Annotated in this window: 16 protein-coding genes and 1 other RNA gene; 3 read left to right on the forward strand and 14 right to left on the reverse strand. The window is 67.2% G+C overall.

Features of this window, described 5'->3' with window-relative positions; translation table 11 throughout:
* Window positions 1–143: 143 nt before the first annotated feature.
* The 5 genes from BM249_RS13175 to BM249_RS13195 form a co-directional block, all read right to left on the reverse strand.
* The gene (locus BM249_RS13175; protein ID WP_091972515.1) at window positions 144–1,463 is read right to left on the reverse strand and encodes a hypothetical protein; all 1,320 of its coding nucleotides are present in this window, start codon (window positions 1,461–1,463) and stop codon (window positions 144–146) included.
* A 277-nt stretch (window positions 1,464–1,740) separates the two neighbouring features.
* A complete protein-coding gene (locus BM249_RS13180) occupies window positions 1,741–2,577 on the reverse strand; it encodes a glycine betaine ABC transporter substrate-binding protein (protein WP_091972516.1) in 837 nt (278 codons plus the stop codon).
* Window positions 2,578–2,736: 159 nt separating this feature from the next.
* Entirely contained in the window at window positions 2,737–3,582 is an 846-nt protein-coding gene (locus BM249_RS13185; RefSeq protein WP_091972517.1) for an ABC transporter permease, read from the reverse strand.
* Window positions 3,498–4,814 carry a quaternary amine ABC transporter ATP-binding protein gene (locus BM249_RS13190; protein WP_091972518.1) on the reverse strand — a complete coding sequence of 439 codons (1,317 nt, stop codon included), beginning with the start codon at window positions 4,812–4,814 and terminating at the stop codon, window positions 3,498–3,500. The genes BM249_RS13185 and BM249_RS13190 overlap by 85 nt, the downstream gene beginning before the upstream one ends.
* Before the next feature lie 350 nt (window positions 4,815–5,164).
* Window positions 5,165–5,965 (reverse strand): HesA/MoeB/ThiF family protein, encoded by an 801-nt coding sequence (locus tag BM249_RS13195; RefSeq protein WP_091972519.1) that lies wholly within the window; start codon window positions 5,963–5,965, stop codon window positions 5,165–5,167.
* A gap of 116 nt (window positions 5,966–6,081) precedes the next feature.
* Here BM249_RS13195 and dapE point away from each other — a divergent pair, with 116 nt between their 5' ends.
* Window positions 6,082–7,278, forward strand: coding sequence for a succinyl-diaminopimelate desuccinylase (gene dapE, locus BM249_RS13200; RefSeq protein ID WP_091972520.1), 1,197 nt, complete (start codon window positions 6,082–6,084; stop codon window positions 7,276–7,278).
* Here dapE and BM249_RS13205 read toward each other — a convergent pair.
* From BM249_RS13205 to recR, 5 genes are all read right to left on the reverse strand, one after another.
* A complete protein-coding gene (locus BM249_RS13205) occupies window positions 7,239–8,723 on the reverse strand; it encodes a hypothetical protein (protein ID WP_091972521.1) in 1,485 nt (494 codons plus the stop codon). The genes dapE and BM249_RS13205 overlap by 40 nt on opposite strands.
* A gap of 79 nt (window positions 8,724–8,802) precedes the next feature.
* Window positions 8,803–9,579 (reverse strand): tRNA pseudouridine(38-40) synthase TruA, encoded by a 777-nt coding sequence (gene truA / locus BM249_RS13210; RefSeq protein ID WP_091972522.1) that lies wholly within the window; start codon window positions 9,577–9,579, stop codon window positions 8,803–8,805.
* Entirely contained in the window at window positions 9,579–10,511 is a 933-nt protein-coding gene (gene fmt / locus BM249_RS13215; RefSeq protein WP_091972523.1) for a methionyl-tRNA formyltransferase, read from the reverse strand. The genes truA and fmt overlap by 1 nt, the downstream gene beginning before the upstream one ends.
* A gap of 22 nt (window positions 10,512–10,533) precedes the next feature.
* A complete protein-coding gene (gene def / locus BM249_RS13220) occupies window positions 10,534–11,049 on the reverse strand; it encodes a peptide deformylase (RefSeq protein WP_091972524.1) in 516 nt (171 codons plus the stop codon).
* Window positions 11,050–11,159: 110 nt separating this feature from the next.
* On the reverse strand, window positions 11,160–11,765 hold the full coding sequence (gene recR / locus BM249_RS13225; protein WP_091972525.1) for a recombination mediator RecR: 606 nt from the start codon (window positions 11,763–11,765) through the stop codon (window positions 11,160–11,162).
* A 328-nt stretch (window positions 11,766–12,093) separates the two neighbouring features.
* Between recR and BM249_RS13230 the strand changes: the two genes are divergently transcribed.
* Window positions 12,094–13,713, forward strand: a complete 1,620-nt coding sequence (locus tag BM249_RS13230; RefSeq protein ID WP_091972526.1) for a phosphoenolpyruvate carboxykinase — start codon at window positions 12,094–12,096, stop codon at window positions 13,711–13,713.
* A 39-nt stretch (window positions 13,714–13,752) separates the two neighbouring features.
* Here the strand turns inward: BM249_RS13230 and BM249_RS13235 are convergent, their stop codons facing one another.
* The 3 genes from BM249_RS13235 to ffs form a co-directional block, all read right to left on the reverse strand.
* Complete coding sequence (locus BM249_RS13235; RefSeq protein ID WP_091972527.1) at window positions 13,753–14,073, reverse strand: YbaB/EbfC family nucleoid-associated protein; 321 nt, start codon at window positions 14,071–14,073, stop codon at window positions 13,753–13,755.
* A 60-nt stretch (window positions 14,074–14,133) separates the two neighbouring features.
* Window positions 14,134–16,011: a DNA polymerase III subunit gamma/tau gene (locus tag BM249_RS13240; protein ID WP_091972528.1), complete on the reverse strand. Its 1,878-nt coding sequence runs from the start codon at window positions 16,009–16,011 to the stop codon at window positions 14,134–14,136.
* 72 nt (window positions 16,012–16,083) lie between these two features.
* An RNA gene (gene ffs, locus BM249_RS13245) (signal recognition particle sRNA small type) lies at window positions 16,084–16,180 on the reverse strand.
* Between the two features lie 72 nt (window positions 16,181–16,252).
* On the opposite strand from ffs, the gene BM249_RS13250 reads away from it, so the two are divergent.
* On the forward strand, window positions 16,253–16,711 hold the full coding sequence (locus BM249_RS13250; RefSeq protein ID WP_091972533.1) for a DUF5991 domain-containing protein: 459 nt from the start codon (window positions 16,253–16,255) through the stop codon (window positions 16,709–16,711).
* Window positions 16,712–16,727: 16 nt separating this feature from the next.
* On the opposite strand, the gene BM249_RS13255 is transcribed toward BM249_RS13250, so the two are convergent.
* Window positions 16,728–16,991, reverse strand: a complete 264-nt coding sequence (locus BM249_RS13255; RefSeq protein ID WP_091972534.1) for a PepSY domain-containing protein — start codon at window positions 16,989–16,991, stop codon at window positions 16,728–16,730.
* Window positions 16,992–17,143 lie beyond the last annotated feature (152 nt).

Raw genomic sequence — 17,143 nt, forward strand, 5'->3', positions numbered from 1 at the left:
CCTGATTTGTGATTGTGGAAGAGGAGCGAAGGCCCCGCCTTCCCCGAGAGGACGGGGCCTTCGATCGACATCCTCCCGAGGCCGAACGGGTCATGCCGATGGAGCGGAGCTGTCGAGGCTCCGGCCCATCGAGAAGGATCACGCTAGAAGTAGTAGCCGATGTTCATGATGAAGCGGGTCTTCCAGCGGTTGTCGCCGCCTTGGGCGAGGCCGTTGACGAATTGTCCGGCGCCGACATAGGGATCGTTCCGGCCGAACACGCCTTCCGTGTAGATCACGAGGTTCGGATCGGCGGTGAAGGTCCAGGCGGCACCGAGGATGAAGCGCTCGCTTGTCTGGAACGAGGCCTTGTCCTTGTAGAAGGCGCTGTAACCCGCATACGGCACGGCCGTGAACGGTCCGATGGGATCGGCGATCTTGTAGGTGACTTCCGCCGAGACGAAGTTGCCGCGCGTCGCCATGTTGTACGAGAAGTCGAAGCCGCCGATGCCGATGAGATCGTTCCGGACCGGGTTGCGCGGGTCGATGTCCTGACGGACATAAATGCCCTTGAAGCCCCAGGCGCCGTAAGTGGCGAGCATGTGCACGCCTTCGAGCTGCTTGGTGCCGGTCTGGCGGGTATCGGAATTGTAGAGGTCCGAGTGCCAGATCGAGGCGCCGAAGGCCAAGGATGCGAGATCGTTCTTGACGACGAAGTATTCGGCCCGGCCGATGAACATGTTCTGTTCGGCGTTGCGGGTGGCGAACGGCACGTAGGAATCGGCCTTGACGATGTTCGTCGAGTAGCGGGCGCTGTCGAGGCTGAGGCCGATGGCGTTCGGGTTGGCGCCCGGATAGAAGCCGACCTGATAGTTCAGGTCCGGCTCCACGTGAGAGTACTTGACGCCGAGGTTGTAGACTTCCTCGATCCCCATCGTGAATCCGAGGGTCTCGATGAAGCTGGTGCCGAAATATGGCGTCAGACCGAACGGGGTTTGGTTGAGGCCAACGGTGATGCTGTCCTCGGGGGTCAACTTGTAGCCGAGATACGCCCACATCGGGAAGCTGACCTCACCGGGGAAGCCGCGATAGCCGTTCCGGGGTCCGTAGATGGAGCTGCCGCCGTAGAAGCGGTATTGCGCCGCGCCGAAGATGGTGTCGGAATCGTAGGCCGCCTTCAGCGACAGGGTGTCGAAATCGAAATGCTCCGAAGCCTTGGGCTGGCCGCCGAGGCCGACGTCGTTGAAGCGCCAGTCGTAACGGGCACGGATGGCGCCGCCGAAGGTGAACTTGCCGGGTGATCCCGGCGCGGCCTGGGGCTGTGGTGTCGGATCCGGCACCGCGATGGGTTGCTCGCGGTTCACCCGGCTCGGTTCCGCATCGAGTTCCTGAGTCCGCTGCGTCTGCGCAGCGACCGCCGATGCGTACAGCATCATGCCGGTCGTACCGAGTACAAGGGTGGCGCCAAATCCTTTGATTGTCATGAAAAGCCCCCGCTTTGATTTCGATTCCTCCAGGTCCACACGGTGTGAACCCGGACCCTGCTCGGCGCGACCAACCCTGCACGGACATGCGTTTCGCATGAACAGTGTTATGCTTAATGTATCGCTAAAAATGCCTCGCCAAACGTCTGCTCCGCGTCGCTTGTCGATGGAAACGACCGTTGCGCCGAGTTTGGGAGGCATTTTACGATGGATCGCAGGCTTCTGATGGCCCGATCTTTCGATCCATCGTAGTCTATGAAGATAACGGTTGGAAATCTTATTTCAGCCAGCCATCCACGGTCGCGCGATTGTTCGCGATCCATTTTGCGGCCGTCTCGGATGGCTTGGCACCCCTCTCCTCGTTCTGGGCCATCACGGCTTCTTCGTCCTTGGTGGTCAGCTTGAACTTTTTGAGGATCGCGTAAGCCTCGGGCATATCCTCCTTGAGACCCTTGCGCGCGAGCGTATTGACCGTCTCGTCGTTGCCGAAGCTCTTCTTCGGGTCGGCGAGATACTTGAGGTCGTAGCGGGCGAACATCCAGTGCGGCGTCCAGGCGGTGACGACGATGTCCTTCTTCTGCCGCACGGCGTCCTTGAGGGCGCTCGTCATCGTGGCGTCGCTACCGTCGACGAGCTTGACCGGGAGACCGTAGGCCTTGATCGCGGCCTCCGAGCTCTTCATCACGCCGGCGCCGGGATCGATGCCGATCACCTGGCCACCGACCGCGGCGGACTTGGTCTTCAGGTCTTCGATGGAGTTCAGGGGCGAATAGGTGGGCACGGCCCAGCCGATGCGGGCGCCCGTGACGTTGGGGCCGACCACTTCGAGGCGATCTTTGAGCTTCTCGTAATAGGCGCCCTGCGTCACCGGCAGCCAGGCCGCGACGCTCGCATCGGCGTCGCCCGTCGCCACCGCCTGCCACATGGCCGCGGCGGCGAGGGGGATCGTCTTCACCTGGAACCCCTTCTCCTCCAACACCTGCTTGAGGATGTTGGTCGCCACGACGGCGTCGGCCCACTCGACATAGGCGAGACGCACCTGCTTGCCGGCGGCTTCCGCCGGAGTCTGGGCGAGGGCAACGCACAGGGCGATACCGAGGGTTCGTGCGAGCATCGGTTGATCCTTACTTCGGAACGAGAGCGTGAAGCGGACACGGTGGGAGAGGGACGCCCGAACCGTCCGGGCGTCGCGCGAGCCTTGCTCAGGCTGGGAGGTCCCTCCGCCACGGTGACCGCGGCGGGGGGATTGGGATCGAGATCCCGGCCCCGCGCCTCAGGCGTGCGGGCGGGCTCTGGCGGCCAGCGCCTGGGTCGCCCGGTCGAGGATGACCGCCAGGATCACGATGCCGATGCCGGCCTCGAACCCGGCGCCGGCTTCGAGGCGCTGGATCGATTGCCAGACCGCGCGGCCGAGGCCGCCGGCCCCGATCATCGCCGCGATGACCACCATGGAGAGGGCGAGCATCATGGTCTGGTTCACGCCGGCCATGATGGTCGGGAGCGCGAGGGGCAACTGCACCTTGAACAGCTTCTGGGTCGCCGAGCTGCCGAAGGCGTCGGAAGCCTCGACGAGCTCGGTGGGCACGTTGCGGATGCCGAGGGCCGTCAGGCGAATCACCGGCGGCACCGAGAACACCACGGTGGCAAAGCAGGCCGAGACCGCGCCGAGTCCGAAGAAGGGCAGGGCCGGGATGAGATAGACGAAGCTCGGCAGCGTCTGCATCATGTCGAGCACCGGCGAGAATGTCCGCCAAGCCCGCCGGCTGAGGGCGAACCAGATGCCGAGGGGAATGCCGATCAGCAGGGCGACGCATGTGGCCAGGATGACGAGCACGAGGGTCTCGACCGTCGCCTGCCACAGGCGCAGATTCCACAGGAACAGCAACCCGAACAGCGTCAGCAGCCCAACCCTGCGTCCGCCGATCTTATAGGTGCCGAGCGCCAGCACGGCGATGAGGGCCCAGGGCGGAATCGAAACCAGGGCCGTGGTCACCGTTTCGATCCAGTCCGAAACGGTGCGACTGACGGCGCGGGTCAGCCATGCGCCATGGTCGGTGAGCCAGTCGAGGCCTTCGTCGCTGAGCGTGTCGAGGGGAAATTTGGGGACGGTCCAGTCCATCGCTCCGCTCCTGTCGGCTTGGAGAGTGTCGAGAGTTCGCTGGAAGTCTGGCCATGCCCGCCGGGGCGGGTCGCCAGAGCCCGCACCACGTCGCGGCTGGTGAGGCCGCCGATCAGGCGCCCGTCCGGATGCACGACGGCCAGGACCCCTTCGGCCGCGACCTGTTCGAGGATCGCATCGAGGCGGGTGCCGGCGGGTACGACCTTCGGATCGAGGTCGAGGAGGCCGGCAACGGTTTCCATCGGCGCGGCGGCCGCGAGCCGGGTGGCCCGCACACGCCCGACGAAGCGGCCATCGCCATCGGCGGCGAGCCAGGCGTCGCCCCCGGCGTCCCCGATCCGCGCGCGGGCCTCCGCCACGGTCTGCGTCGGCGCCAGAACGGGCGAAGCCCGGTCCACGACCTGTTCCACCCGCATGACCGAAACGAGATCGATATGCTCGACGAACCGCTCGACATAGTCGGTTGCGGGCCGGGCGACGATCTCCTCGGGCTGTCCGATCTGGACGACTTCGCCGTCCTTCATGAGCACGATGCGGCCCCCGAGGGCGACGGCCTCGTCGAGATCGTGGGAGACGAACACGATGGTCTTCTTGAGCTTCTGCTGCAGCTCGCGCAGTTCCGCCTGCATATCGCGGCGGATCAGCGGATCGAGGGCGCTGAACGCCTCGTCCATGAGCAGGATATCGGCGTCGGCGGCCAAGGCCCGGGCGAGGCCGGCGCGCTGCTGCATGCCGCCCGAGAGCTCGTGGGGGTACTTGGCGTCCCAGCCTTTCAGCCCGACGAGCTCGATCGCCTGCATGGCACGCTCGGTGCGCTGCGCGAGGGGCACCTTCTTGATTTCGAGGCCGAAGCCGACATTCCCCAGGATCGTCCGATTGGGAAGCAGGGCGAAATGCTGGAACACCATGCCGAAGGTCTTCTGGCGAAACGCGAGAAGCTCCTTGCGGCCGAGCTTGGTCACGTCGACGTCATCGACCAGAATTCGTCCGCAGGTCGGCTCCACGAGCCTATTCATACACCGCAGAAGCGTTGATTTTCCCGAACCCGAGAGGCCCATCAAGATGAGGATCTCACCTTCGTGAACCTCGAACGAGATATCGCGCAATCCGACGACGGCACCGCAAGCTTCGGCGATCTCGGCCTTTCGCTTGCCCTGAGATATCAACGCGACGGCCTCGGCATGCTTTGCACCGAAGATCTTGCTGACTCCCTCCAGGGTTATACGGCCCATGTGCTTATAACCTCTACGCGATATCGCCAGATGACAATCGTCGATGACACCCTTGGCGGTGTTCAGCTGTATCGAGACTGATGAAAATCTAGCGAGGCAAGAGGGGTGGGCTTGTCGAATGGCGACGCTTTTTGGCGGAAGGGCGACACGGGTGGAAGTTTACCGTCAGAATCTCTTGCTGCACTGCAAGATCGCCCTTAATTTCCATCGGATTGAGGGCGTATTGTGCAGGTCATGACTATCCCTTGAGCACAAAATACGATTTTCAACGCAAGCTACCATCTTGCCGTCGGAGCCGGATGCTGCGATGCGCTCGAAGTGTAGCCCTTGGGGTTCTCCAATCCCCTCGACTATCCGCCCGTGCTGGTGTCGTCTCCTGATGTCTCTCCGTTCAAGGGATTCGCATCGTCCCAGCTATAACGCAGGGTTTCGAAGCGCAGGGAGCGGGCATCGACCATGAGCAGGCGCCCCACCAGGGGCTCGCCGAAGCCCGTCACCGCGCGGATCACCTCCAGGGCCATGAGCGAGCCCATGAGACCGGCCAGCGCCCCGAGAACTCCGGCCTCGGCGCAGGCCGGCACGGAACCGGGGGGCGGCGGGTTCGGGAACAGGCAGCGATAGGTCGGGTTGGGTCGCCCGTCCGCCCCGGTTTCGTGCGCCCGGATGGTGGTGAGGGAGCCGTCGAACTGGCCCAGAGCCGCCGTCACCAGGGGGCGCCGTGCGTGAAAGCAGGCATCCGAGACGGCATAGCGGGTGGCGAAGTTGTCCGAGCCGTCGGCGACGAGGTCGTATTCCGCGATCAGGTCCGCCGCGTTGTCCGGCGTCAGACGGAAGGGATGGGCCACGAAGGTCACGTGCGGGTTGAGCCGGGCGACGGCATCGGCCGCGCTCTCGACCTTCGGGCGGCCGAGATCCGGCGTGCCGTGGATCACCTGCCGCTGAAGGTTCGACAGGGACACGGTGTCGTCGTCCGCGACCCCGAGGGTGCCGATCCCGGCCGCCGCGAGGTACTGGATCAGGGGCGCGCCGAGGCCGCCGGCCCCGACCACGAGGACCCGCGCCGCCTTGAGGCGGGCCTGCCCCGGTCCCCCGACCTCGCGCAGGACGATGTGGCGGGCGTAGCGTTCGATTTCTTCGGAGGACAGGGCCATGACCGGGAGATAACCTCGCGGCCGGGCCACCGAAAGCCCCGATTGCATGCGCCGGAGGCGGCGCCTATGGCCGTGTGCAAGATCTGCCGAGACCCTGATCCGCCGAGACCCTGGACGTGCCAGCATCCTTCGATCGTTCGCCGCTCGGCCTCGCCCAGGCCCTGATCCGCTGCCCGTCCGTCACGCCGGAGGAGGGCGGCGCCCTCGCCTGGCTCGGCGGCGTGCTGGAGACGGCCGGCTTCACGGTGCATCGCCCGCGCTTCTCTGAGGCCGGCACGCCCGATATCGACAACCTCTACGCCCGCATCGGCACCGGGGCGCCCTACCTGCTGTTCGCCGGCCATACCGACGTGGTGCCGACGGGAGACGTCGCCGCCTGGCGCCACGCGCCGTTCGCCGGCACGGTGGCGGACGGGGTGCTGTACGGACGCGGCGCCGTCGACATGAAGGGCGGCATCGCCTGCATGCTCGCCGCCGCCCTCGACTATCTCGAGGCCGCCGGACCCGCCTTCACCGGCTCCCTCGGCTTCCTCATCACCGGGGACGAGGAGGGGCCGGCCGTCAACGGCACCGTCAAGCTCCTCGAATGGGCGCAGGCGCGGGGCGAGCGCTTCGACCATTGCCTGCTCGGGGAGCCGACGAACCCCGAACGCCTCGGCGACATGATCAAGATCGGCCGGCGCGGCTCCCTCACGGGCAAGCTCACCGTGCAGGGCCGCCAGGGGCACGTCGCCTATCCGCACAGGGCCGAGAATCCGATCCCTGGGATGCTGCGCCTCGCGGGGGCGCTGCTGGCCGAGCCCCTCGACGGCGGCACCTCGCATTTCGACGCCTCGAACCTCGAATTCACCACCCTCGACGTCGGCAATCCCGCCACCAACGTCATCCCGGCGGAGGCGCGGGCGACGTTCAACATCCGCTTCAATGACCTCTGGACCGCCGAGACCCTGGGGGCGGAGATCCGGGCGCGCCTCGATCGTGCCGCCGGCGACACCGTGCGCTACGGCCTCGATCTCCTGCCCTCGAACTCCCCCGCCTTCCTCACGGAGCCGGACGCCTTCACCGACCTGGTGATGGCGGCCATCGAGACCGAGACGGGCCAGGTGCCGCAGCTCTCGACCACGGGCGGCACCTCGGATGCCCGCTTCATCAAGGACGCCTGCCCGGTCATCGAGTTCGGCCTCGTGGGCGAGACCATGCACCAGACCGACGAATGCGTCGCCGTTGCCGATCTGAACCGGCTCACGGCAATCTACACGCGGGTGATCGCGGCTTACTTCGCGGCTTCGGCGCGGTCCGCACCGGGCGGTTGATGGCCCGGCGCGGCTCCCGACATGGTGCCGGTCGATGACCCCTGATGTGTGTTCGACGCCGCCGCATTGGGGGTCGGTCGGCGCTTTTTCGTCCAGGTGCGGCAGAACCAACGGCGCCCCGGACAGGCGTGGAGATGGGCGCGGTTCGATCGAAAGCGGCGGCTGTTCTGGCCGAGGCGCTCGCCCACGGCCATGTAGATCTGACGCAGGCGCTGCACGTGTGGATCGTCGAGGCGCAACTCGATGCTGGCCCGCACCAGGGCTGCCGTGGCCGTCGGATCCGGGAGGATCTTGGGAACCAGACTTTCTCCGAGGATGACGCGCCCGACTTCGAGGAGGAGCGCTTCGTGGGCGGAATCGTGGCAGGCGGCCAAGCGCTCGAGATCGAACAGGGTTCGAATCCCGAGGGGCCAGAGATTGATGATCTTGTCGCGCCCGACGGAGCTGCAGAGCTGGGCCTGGGCGACCCAGTCCATGATCTGGTAGACCCCGTAGGGTGTTTCGACGAACAGCATCAACGGATTGGCGGCGGCGAGATTTTGCGTCGAGTGGATATGGTGGTCTTCGAGGCGCACACGAATGTCGCTGTCGATTCCATCGATGATCTCCACCGGCGTGATCTTGAACGCGTTGAAGACATCTCCCTCTTCACGCTTGAACTTCCGAAGCTTGTCTCCTTGAACGATGCCGCGGAGAACGACTTCCGGCATGACGCCCGCGAAGAAACTGGCGGCCACCACGGCGGCGATGACGAGCGGTGCCGTGATCGGGACGTCGGTGCTGAGGAGGGCATTCGCCGCTCCGGTCCCGATCCAGAGCAATCCCACGGCGAGGATCGGGGCCAGGACCGCGCTCAGGAGCATCCGGATCGTTTCACCCACGAGGGTGCTGGGACTGAAGTCGAAATTCTTGACCGCCCGATAGAAACTCCGAAGCGCCATGAGATAGCTGCCGGCAATCGCCGCGCATAGGCCGAGCAGCCAGACGATACCGGGGTGTTCCAGGGTCGGGTAGCTCACCCCCGGCCAGCGGAAGGGGGCGGGATCGACCGCCGCAGGCGCCAGCAGAGACAGCAGAAGCGACAGAATATAGAAGACGGCGAACCCGGACAGGACGCTGAACGGGATGCTTCCGAGAATCCACGACAGGGTCGCGTAATCCTCCTTCCAACGGGAATTGTCCGGCAGCTTGGTGTTGGCGGTGACGGGGCTCGCCAACGCGACGGAACGACGCTTCGGGCCGATGAAATACTTGTATTTCACGAATTCGAAAGAGGGGATCAGCAGCGGACCCGATGCGTCGGCGATCTCGAAGACGAGGGCCAGATCCTTGATGGTCTCCTGCCGCTGTCGTTTGATCGCCTCCCGGATGGCGATGAAAATGAACGGTGACAGGGCGGCGAACGATGTGGCGACGAGAATGACGATTCGAAAGGGTGTTTCCATCGTGGCCGCTCCGGCAGTCCGAGACAATTTCGTCTAGGTTGCAGATTGCGGCGATGAATTGGAGAAAATCAACCTGATATTAACTTGATAGGGTGGAATCCGCGTCCGGGTAATCCACCCCCACCAGCGTCAACCCACTGGACGGTGCCAGCGGCCCGCAGCGGCTGCGGTCGCGGCTCGCCAGGATGTCGGCGACATCCCCCGGCGTGAGCCGCCCGGAGCCGGCGAGGACCAGGGTTCCGACGAGGCCCCGGACCTGATGATGCAGGAACGAGCGGGCCGAGGCCGCCACCACGATTTCCTCCGTGAACCCCATGGGCAGGCGGGCGACGTCGAGTTGCTCCAGCGTCCGGATGGGGCTTTTCGCTTGGCATTCGGCGGCCCGGAAGGCGCTGAAATCGTGGCGGCCGAGGAGGGGCAGAGCGGCGGCCTGCATCAGGGCGAGGTCGAGGGGCCAGGGAACGTGCCAGACCCGGCCCCGGTCGAGGGCCGCCGGACTGCGCCGGTTGAGGATGCGGTACCGGTAATGCCGGCGGATCGCCGAATGACGGGCGTTGAACGAGGAATCGACGATCTCGGCCGACAGGATGGAGACCGGCTGCGGGCGCAGATGGGCGTTGAGGGCGTCGCGCACCACATCCGTCCGCCACGTCTTGTCGAGGTCGAGATGCGCAACCTGATGCGTGGCGTGCACGCCCGTATCGGTGCGGCCGGCGCAGGTGAGGCCGGCGGTCTCGCCCGAGAACCGCGTCACCGCCGCCTCGATGGCGCCCTGCACGGAGGCGTGCGTCGCTTGGCGCTGCCAGCCGTAGAACGGCGTTCCGTCGTACTCGATGACGAGCTTGTAGCGCGGCATCAGGCGCCGAGGCGCGCGCCGGGGGCGAGGCGCGCCCCGCGGAGGAAGTCGGATCCCGTGGCCGCCCCGCCCTTGCCGGCCCGGCGCAAACCCGTGAGGCGGACGGCGCCAGTGCCGCAGGCGAGCGTGCAGGCTTCGTCCAGGATCGTGCCGGGTGTGCCCTCACCGTCGGCCACGACGGCGCCCAGAACCTTCACGCGCTCATTGCCCTTGCCGAGATCGGCCTCCACGAAGGCGCCCGGGAACGGGCTCAACCCGTTGATGTGGTTGGCGACCGCCGCCGCCGGGCGCGACCAGTCGATGCGCGCCTCGTCGTTGGTGATCTTGTGGGCGTAGACGACGCCCTCGGGCGGCTGCGGCACGAAGGTGAGGCCGTCGCCCTCCAGGCACGCGAGGGCGCGAGCCATGAGGTCGGCGCCGAGGGGCATCAGGGCATCGTGCAGGGCACCGGCGCTCATGCCGGGGGTGATGGGCAGGCGGGCCTCGAGGGCCACCGGCCCGGTATCGAGCCCCGCCTCCATCCGCATGACTCCGACGCCGCTCTCGGCGTCGCCCGCCATCACGGCGCGCTGGATCGGGGCGGCGCCACGCCAGCGCGGCAGCAGCGAGCCATGGAGGTTGAGGCAGCCGTGGTGCGGCAGGTCGAGGATGGCCTGGGGCAGCAGCATTCCGTAGGCGACCACCACGGCGACATCGGCCGCGTGCTTCCGGAAGGTCTCGACGGCCTCCGGTGTCTTCAGGGTCGCGGGCGTCAGCACCGGAGCCCCGAGTCCCTCGGCCATCACCTGCACGGGGGAGGGCTTCAGGGCCATACCGCGCCCGGCCTTGGCCGGCGCGCGGGTGTAGACGGCCGCGATGGTGTGGCCGTCGGCGTGGAGACGCGCCAGCGTCGGTACGGCGAAATCCGGCGTGCCCATGAACACGACGCGCATCGGTCGATCCTCAGGCTGAGCGTCAGGCGGCGTCGCGCTTGGCCGCCTTGGTGAACTTCTTCATCACCCGGTCGCGCTTCAGCTTCGACAGGTGATCGATGAACAGCACGCCGTTGAGGTGGTCGATCTCATGCTGGATACAGGTGGACAGGAGGCCATCGGCCTCGATTTCCTGCGTCGCCCCGTCGAGATCGCGAAACCGCACCCGAACCCGGTCGGGTCGCTCGACCTCGCCGTAATATTCGGGGATCGACAGACACCCCTCGTCGTAGCAGCGCTTCTCTTCCGAGCCCCAGACGATCTCGGGATCGAGGAAGATCTGGGGCCGGCGGGCATCCTCGTCCTTCGAGGTGTCGATGGTGACGACGCGCTTGGCCACCCCGATCTGGATCGCCGCGAGGCCGACGCCGGGGGCGTCGTACATCGTCTCGAACATGTCGGCGACGAGGGTCCGGATCTCGTCCGTCACGGGGCCGACGGGCTCCGAGACCTTGCGCAGGATCGGATCGGGCAGGATGACGAGGGGACGGATGGTCATGGCTTCGAGCTTCGGACTGGGGCTTGGCATGGGGAGGCAGCGGCGCCCCGGTCCTCAGCAGATACGGTCGCGCCGATGTGGGGTCAAATGCCCGGCCCGGCGCCGCGCGATCAGAACGGCGTACGGCTGCGGATCGCGGCCGTCAGCGTGCCCTCGTCGAGGTAATCGAGTTCGCCGCCCACGGGGACGCCGTGGGCGAGGCGGGTCACCTTCAGGCCGTGCCCTTTCAGCGATTCGGTCACGTAATGCGCCGTGGTCTGTCCATCGACGGTGGCGTTGAGCGCCAGGATGATTTCCCGCATGGCGGGATCGGCGGCGCGGGACACGAGGCTGTCGAGGTTGAGATCCTCGGGCCGCACGCCGTCCAGGGCCGAGAGCACGCCGCCCAGCACGTGATAGCGCGCGGTCACGGCGCCCGAGCGTTCGAGGGCCCAGAGATCCGAGACGTCCTCAACCACCACCAGGGTCGAGGGATCGCGGGTCGGATCGCGGCAGATGGTACAGGGTTCGGTGGTGTCGACGTTGCCACAGGTGCTGCAGACCATGATGCGCTCGCACGCCACCCGCATGGCCTCGGCCAGGGGCGCCAGCATGGTCTCGCGCTTCTTGATGAGCTGGAGCGCCGCGCGCCGGGCCGAGCGGGGGCCGAGGCCGGGCATCCGCGCGAGAAGCTGGATCAGGCGCTCGATCTCGGGACCGGCGACGGCTTTGGGCATGAACGGTCCGTTGGGGCTCGCGTGGCCGGGCCGAGGCCACGGCGGGGTTCGCGGGGGAGGGCGGGGCGCCCGCAACGGGGCAAGACACATATAGGCCGATGTCTCCGCGGTTTCGCCCCCATGGGCGAAGCGCGGCCGAAAGCCCGCGACCGCAAATTATTTTTGCGTTGTCGCAAGTGTGATTTCTCGGCAAGACTTGAGCACCTGGGCAAAAACGGTGACTCGTGGGGCGGCGAACCTGCGCGCGGCGGACCTGAACGACCGCGCGGACGCTCCATCGAACGAGTCCGGCCCGGTGGAGCGATCAGGGGCCCGAGGAGACATGCCCATGACCAATGTCGGATCATTCAATGCGGGCCACGGCGCCGAGGCCATCGGTCTGCGCCGCCTGAAAGCCGTGCACTGGAACCTCGAAGCGCCCCGGCTCTACGAAGAGGCCCTGCGCCGTGACGAGGCCGAACTCGCGCGCGGTGGGGCGCTCGTCGCCACAACGGGCGCCCATACCGGGCGCTCGCCCAAGGACAAGTTCGTGGTCCGCGATGCCGACACGGAAGATCAGGTGTGGTGGGAGAACAACGGCGCGATCACGCCGGAGCAGTTCGAGACCCTGTACCAGGATTTTCTCGCCCATGCCGAAGGCCGGGACCTGTTCGCCCAGGATCTCTACGGCGGCGCCGATCCGTGTCACCGGGTCACCGTCCGGGTATTCACGGAATTCGCTTGGCACTCCCTGTTCATCCGCAACCTGCTCATCCGCCCCGAGCGTGAAACCCTCGATACCTTCGTGCCCGAACTCACGATCATCGATCTGCCGAGCTTCGAGGCGCAGCCGCATCGCCACGGCTGCCGGTCGAAGACGGTGATCGCCATCGATTTCTCGCGCCGCCTCGTGCTCATCGGCGGCACCGCCTATGCGGGCGAGATGAAGAAGTCGGTCTTCACCTATCTGAACTACCGCCTGCCCAAGGTCGGGGTGATGCCGATGCATTGCTCGGCCAATGCCGCCCTCGACGAGGCCGGCGACTCGGCCCTGTTCTTCGGCCTGTCGGGCACCGGCAAGACCACCCTCTCCAACGAGTCCTCGCGGATGCTGCTCGGCGACGACGAGCACGGCTGGAGCCCGGACGGAATCTTCAACTTCGAGGGCGGCTGCTACGCCAAGACCATCCGCCTGTCGCGCAACGCCGAGCCGGAGATCTACGCCACCACCGAGCGGTTCGGCACGGTGATGGAGAACGTGGTCATCGATCCCGTGACGCGGGCGCCGGATTTCGACGATGCCTCCCGCACGGAGAACACCCGCTGCGCCTATCCCCTCGATTTCATCGCCAATGCCAGCGCCACCGGGCGGGCCGCGCACCCGAAGAACATCGTCATGCTCACCTGCGACGCGTTCGGGGTGATGCCGCCCATCGCCCGGCTCACGGGCGCGGAGGCGATGTACCACTTCCTATCCGGCTACACCGCCAAGGTGGCCGGCACCGAGCGCGGCCTGACCGCGCCCGAGGCGACGTTCTCGACCTGCTTCGGGGCACCGTTCATGCCGCGCCATCCGAGCGTCTACGGCAACCTCCTGCGCGATCTCATCGCCAAGCACGAGGTCGATTGCTGGCTCGTCAACACCGGCTGGACCGGGGGCGGCGTCGGCACCGGCCGGCGCATGCCGATCCGCGTCACCCGTCGCCTGCTCGCGGCGGCCCTCGACGGCTCCCTGTCGCAGGGCGAGTTCCGGCGCGATCCGTATTTCGGCTTCGAGGTGCCGGTCGCGGTGGCGGGCGTCGAGGATCTGGTGCTCTCGCCCGTGGAGACCTGGACCAACAAGGCGGCCTTCACCGAGACGGCGACGCGCCTCGTCGCCATGTTTCAGGAGAACTTCAAGCGCTTCGCCGACCACGTCGATGCCGACGTGCGAGCGGCGGAACCGTCGGCCCAGGCCATCGCCGCCTGAGCCGAAAGGGGGGCGGCCTTGGGCCACCTCCGGTTTATCCTAAAACAGCTTCAGGCCGGGGGGGAGGGGCAGGCCCTTGGTGAGTTCGCTCATCCGCTCGGCGGCGACGCCCTCGGCCTTGACCCGGGCATCGTTCATGGCGGCGACGATGAGATCTTCCAGGATCTCGCGCTCGTCGGGGTTCATCAGCGCCGGATCGAGCTGCACGCCCTTCACCTGCCCCTTGGCCGTCATGGTCACCCGCACGGCGCCGCCGCCGGAGACGCCTTGCACCTCGACGGTGTCGAGTTCGCCCTGGAGGGCGGCCATCTTCTCCTGCATGGCCTGAGCCTGCTTCATCATGCCCATGAGGTCGCGCATCGTCGGAGGTCCTTCGAATCTTGGGGTCGTGATGGAGGTGGGGACGGCGCGTGGCCGGCGCTATGCCTCGCCGTCCGGTTCCTCGGTCTCCGCCTCGCCCGTTGGCGGGGCTTCGGCCGCGATGTCGGGGGCACGGTCGCGGACATCGACGATCTGGGCGCCCGGAAAACCAGCCATCACGGCCCGCACCAGGGGATGGGCGGCGGCGTTCTGGTGCCGGGTCTCCGTGGCGGCCCGCGCCGTGGCGTCGAGGGTCGGTTCGCCCGCTTCCTTCGACAGGGCGACGATCCAGCGCCGGCCCGTCCACAGGTCGAGGGCCCGGGCGAGGTCGTTGGCGAGCGTCTGGCGTCCACCCTCGGTGAGACGAAACTCGATGCGGCCTTCCTCGAAGCGCACGAGATGGACTTCACGCTCCAGGGCCATCTTCAGGCCGATGTCGCGTTTGGTGTCGGCGAGCGCCACCACGTCGGTGAACCGGGTGAGGCGCGGCCCCTCGGGTTCCGGCGCCGCCACCGGGGCGATGGATGGCGTCGGAGAGGGGGCCACCATGGTGAGGGCCGGGCGGCCGCCGCCCGCCGCCATGGCGACGGGCGCGCGCGGCGGTGCTTCGGAGGAGAAGGTCGGAATCGGCGGCAGGGGCGGGCGGCCCTGGGCCATGATCGGAGCGCCGCCCGAGGCGGGGTCCGACGCGGATCGGCTCGGGGCGGCCAGGGCCTCGCCCCGAGCCTGTCGCAGGGCTTCGTCCGGGGTCGGCAGGTCGGCGGCGTAGGCGAGGCGCACCAGGGCCATCTCGGCGGCGGCGAGGGGACGCGTCGCCGTCTGTACCTCGGGAATCGCCTTCAGCAGGATCTGCCAAGCCCGCGACAGCACCCGGACGGACAGCTTGCGGGCGAAATCTCCACCCCGCGCGCGCTCGGCCTCGCTCAGGGTCGGGTCGGCGGCCGCCTCCTCCGGCACGAGCTTCAGGCGGGTGACGAGGTGGGTGAAGCTCGCGAGATCGGAGAGGATCACGGCCGGATCGGCTCCGGCCTCGTATTGCCCACGCACTTCGGCGAAGCTCGTCGGAATGTCGCCCCGCATCACCGCCTCGAACAGGTCGACGATGCGGCCCCGGTCGGCGAGGCCGAGCATGTCGCGCACGCCCTGCGCGGTGACGAGGCCGGCGCCGTGCGCGATGGCCTGATCGAGGAGCGAGAGGGCGTCGCGCACGGAGCCTTCGGCCGCCCGGGTGATGGCCGCGAGCGCCTCTGAATCGGCCTCGACGGATTCGGCGGCGCAGATTTTCGCGAGATGGGCCACGAGGGTGTCGGCCTCGACGCGGCGCAGGTCGAAGCGCTGGCACCGCGACAGGATCGTCACCGGGACCTTGCGGATCTCCGTGGTGGCGAACACGAATTTCGCGTGGGGCGGCGGCTCCTCCAGGGTCTTCAGGAAGGCGTTGAACGCCTTCTCGGAGAGCATGTGGACCTCGTCGACGATGTAAACCTTGTAGCGGGCCTCCGTGGGTGAATACCGGATGCCGTCGATGATCCCGCGGACATCGTCGATGCCGGTGTGCGAGGCGGCATCCATCTCCAGCACGTCCATGTGCCGGGATTCCATGATCGCCCGGCAATGCCGGCCGAGTTCCGGCATGGCGATGGTGGGGCCTGTATCGGGATGACCGTCGCGGACGTAGTTCAGGCCACGCGCCAGGATCCGGGCCGTGGTGGTCTTGCCGACGCCGCGCACGCCGGTCAGCATCCACGCCTGAGGGATGCGGTTGGCCGCGAAGGCGTTGGCCAAGGTCCGCACCATGGCGCCCTGTCCGATGAGATCGTCGAAATTCTGGGGGCGATACTTGCGGGCGAGCACCCGGTAGGGCGTCGCGGCGGGCGCCGGCTCGGGGAAGCCCGGCAGGCCGGGGGCGTCGCTCAAATCGCCGGAGGTCGCGTCCATGCCGCCTTGCGTGGTTTGGCACCGCCCTGGTCGGAGGGTGCCGCCACGCGGGCTACTTGACGAGAAACGAAAGGTGGGAGGCTGGACGAAGACCCGCTCGGTCTCGTTAGGGCTGCTTCCTTCCGGACCTGACCCGGTTGGCGAGTGAAACGTCCCTCGCCAACCTCCCGTGCGCTATATGGCCGGGGTCGGCGGCGGATGCAAGCGGACGAATCGGAGCAAAGGCGTGAGGGAGCGTTCCATGATGTCGTGGCGTGCGGGACAAATCGGTATCGTTCTGATCCTTGCGGCCTCGAACGCCCTCGCGGTTCCGGATCGCGCGCGATCCTGGGCCGGAACCTATACCTACGAACACAGCGCCGGTCGGACGGTGGGCGGCTCGGGCATCGTCGTCGCCTATCGCCTCACCGTCGCGCCGGGACGGGGAAACCGCGATTGCCTGCTCCGAATCGAGGGCTTCCAGACCAACGAGACCATCGTGTGCAAGATCGACGGCGACGCGGCCGCGATCACGGTCAGCTTCCACACCTACGGGGACGGACGGACCGTCAACGTCTACGGAACCCGGGTCTACGATGTCGGGGCGCCACTGTTCGGCCTGGGCCGGTCCGCTGCCTCCCTCATGACGCGTTGGAAGGCGCTCACGCCCGAGGGCGTGAGCACGGATACGCAGGTGCCCGCGTTCGAGCGGCGGCGGTGACGCCGCCGAAGAGGACTTATTCGGCCTTGCGCTTGACGATGGCGAAGGTCTTCGGATCGAGTTCGAGGTCGAACTGCTTGCCGTTGGCGTCGATGGCGTCGTCCACCTCGATCTCGTCGTCCTCGACCTCGATCTTCTTCCACTTGGTGAAGCCCGCTTCCTTCAGCACACCCTCGATCTTGGTGAGTTCGGCGGGGGTGGGGGCGCGGTCGGCATAGGCCGAGCCGGTGAAGGCGATCCCGAGGGCGAGGGCGGCGAGGCCGGCGGTCTTGAACGACATGCGGTGTCCTTGTGTGAATGTTGAGACGCGGACCGAACGACGGATCGCCCGATTCTGTTCCCGGTCCCTGTGAACGCGCGCGCGTCGGTTGTTTCCGCGCGTGCTGCCGCCTAGGCTTGCGCCACCCGATCGATCCCGCAGGGCAGTGAACC

Origin of the sequence: Methylobacterium gossipiicola, assembly GCF_900113485.1 — a bacterium.
In the GTDB taxonomy this organism is placed as follows: Bacteria; Pseudomonadota; Alphaproteobacteria; order Rhizobiales; family Beijerinckiaceae; genus Methylobacterium; species Methylobacterium gossipiicola.

What these genes read in the sequence shown, in the direction of transcription:
- BM249_RS13175 (WP_091972515.1), bottom strand. Translation starts at nt 1,463, where the DNA reads ATGACAATCAAAGGATTTGGCGCCACCCTTGTACTCGGTACGACCGGC.
- BM249_RS13180 (WP_091972516.1), bottom strand. Translation starts at nt 2,577, where the DNA reads ATGCTCGCACGAACCCTCGGTATCGCCCTGTGCGTTGCCCTCGCCCAG.
- BM249_RS13185 (WP_091972517.1), bottom strand. Translation starts at nt 3,582, where the DNA reads ATGGACTGGACCGTCCCCAAATTTCCCCTCGACACGCTCAGCGACGAA.
- BM249_RS13190 (WP_091972518.1), bottom strand. Translation starts at nt 4,814, where the DNA reads ATGGGCCGTATAACCCTGGAGGGAGTCAGCAAGATCTTCGGTGCAAAG.
- BM249_RS13195 (WP_091972519.1), bottom strand. Translation starts at nt 5,965, where the DNA reads ATGGCCCTGTCCTCCGAAGAAATCGAACGCTACGCCCGCCACATCGTC.
- BM249_RS13205 (WP_091972521.1), bottom strand. Translation starts at nt 8,723, where the DNA reads ATGGAAACACCCTTTCGAATCGTCATTCTCGTCGCCACATCGTTCGCC.
- truA (WP_091972522.1), bottom strand. Translation starts at nt 9,579, where the DNA reads ATGCCGCGCTACAAGCTCGTCATCGAGTACGACGGAACGCCGTTCTAC.
- fmt (WP_091972523.1), bottom strand. Translation starts at nt 10,511, where the DNA reads ATGCGCGTCGTGTTCATGGGCACGCCGGATTTCGCCGTACCGACGCTG.
- def (WP_091972524.1), bottom strand. Translation starts at nt 11,049, where the DNA reads ATGACCATCCGTCCCCTCGTCATCCTGCCCGATCCGATCCTGCGCAAG.
- recR (WP_091972525.1), bottom strand. Translation starts at nt 11,765, where the DNA reads ATGCCCAAAGCCGTCGCCGGTCCCGAGATCGAGCGCCTGATCCAGCTT.
- BM249_RS13230 (WP_091972526.1), top strand. Translation starts at nt 12,094, where the DNA reads ATGACCAATGTCGGATCATTCAATGCGGGCCACGGCGCCGAGGCCATC.
- BM249_RS13235 (WP_091972527.1), bottom strand. Translation starts at nt 14,073, where the DNA reads ATGCGCGACCTCATGGGCATGATGAAGCAGGCTCAGGCCATGCAGGAG.
- BM249_RS13240 (WP_091972528.1), bottom strand. Translation starts at nt 16,011, where the DNA reads ATGGACGCGACCTCCGGCGATTTGAGCGACGCCCCCGGCCTGCCGGGC.
- BM249_RS13250 (WP_091972533.1), top strand. Translation starts at nt 16,253, where the DNA reads ATGATGTCGTGGCGTGCGGGACAAATCGGTATCGTTCTGATCCTTGCG.
- BM249_RS13255 (WP_091972534.1), bottom strand. Translation starts at nt 16,991, where the DNA reads ATGTCGTTCAAGACCGCCGGCCTCGCCGCCCTCGCCCTCGGGATCGCC.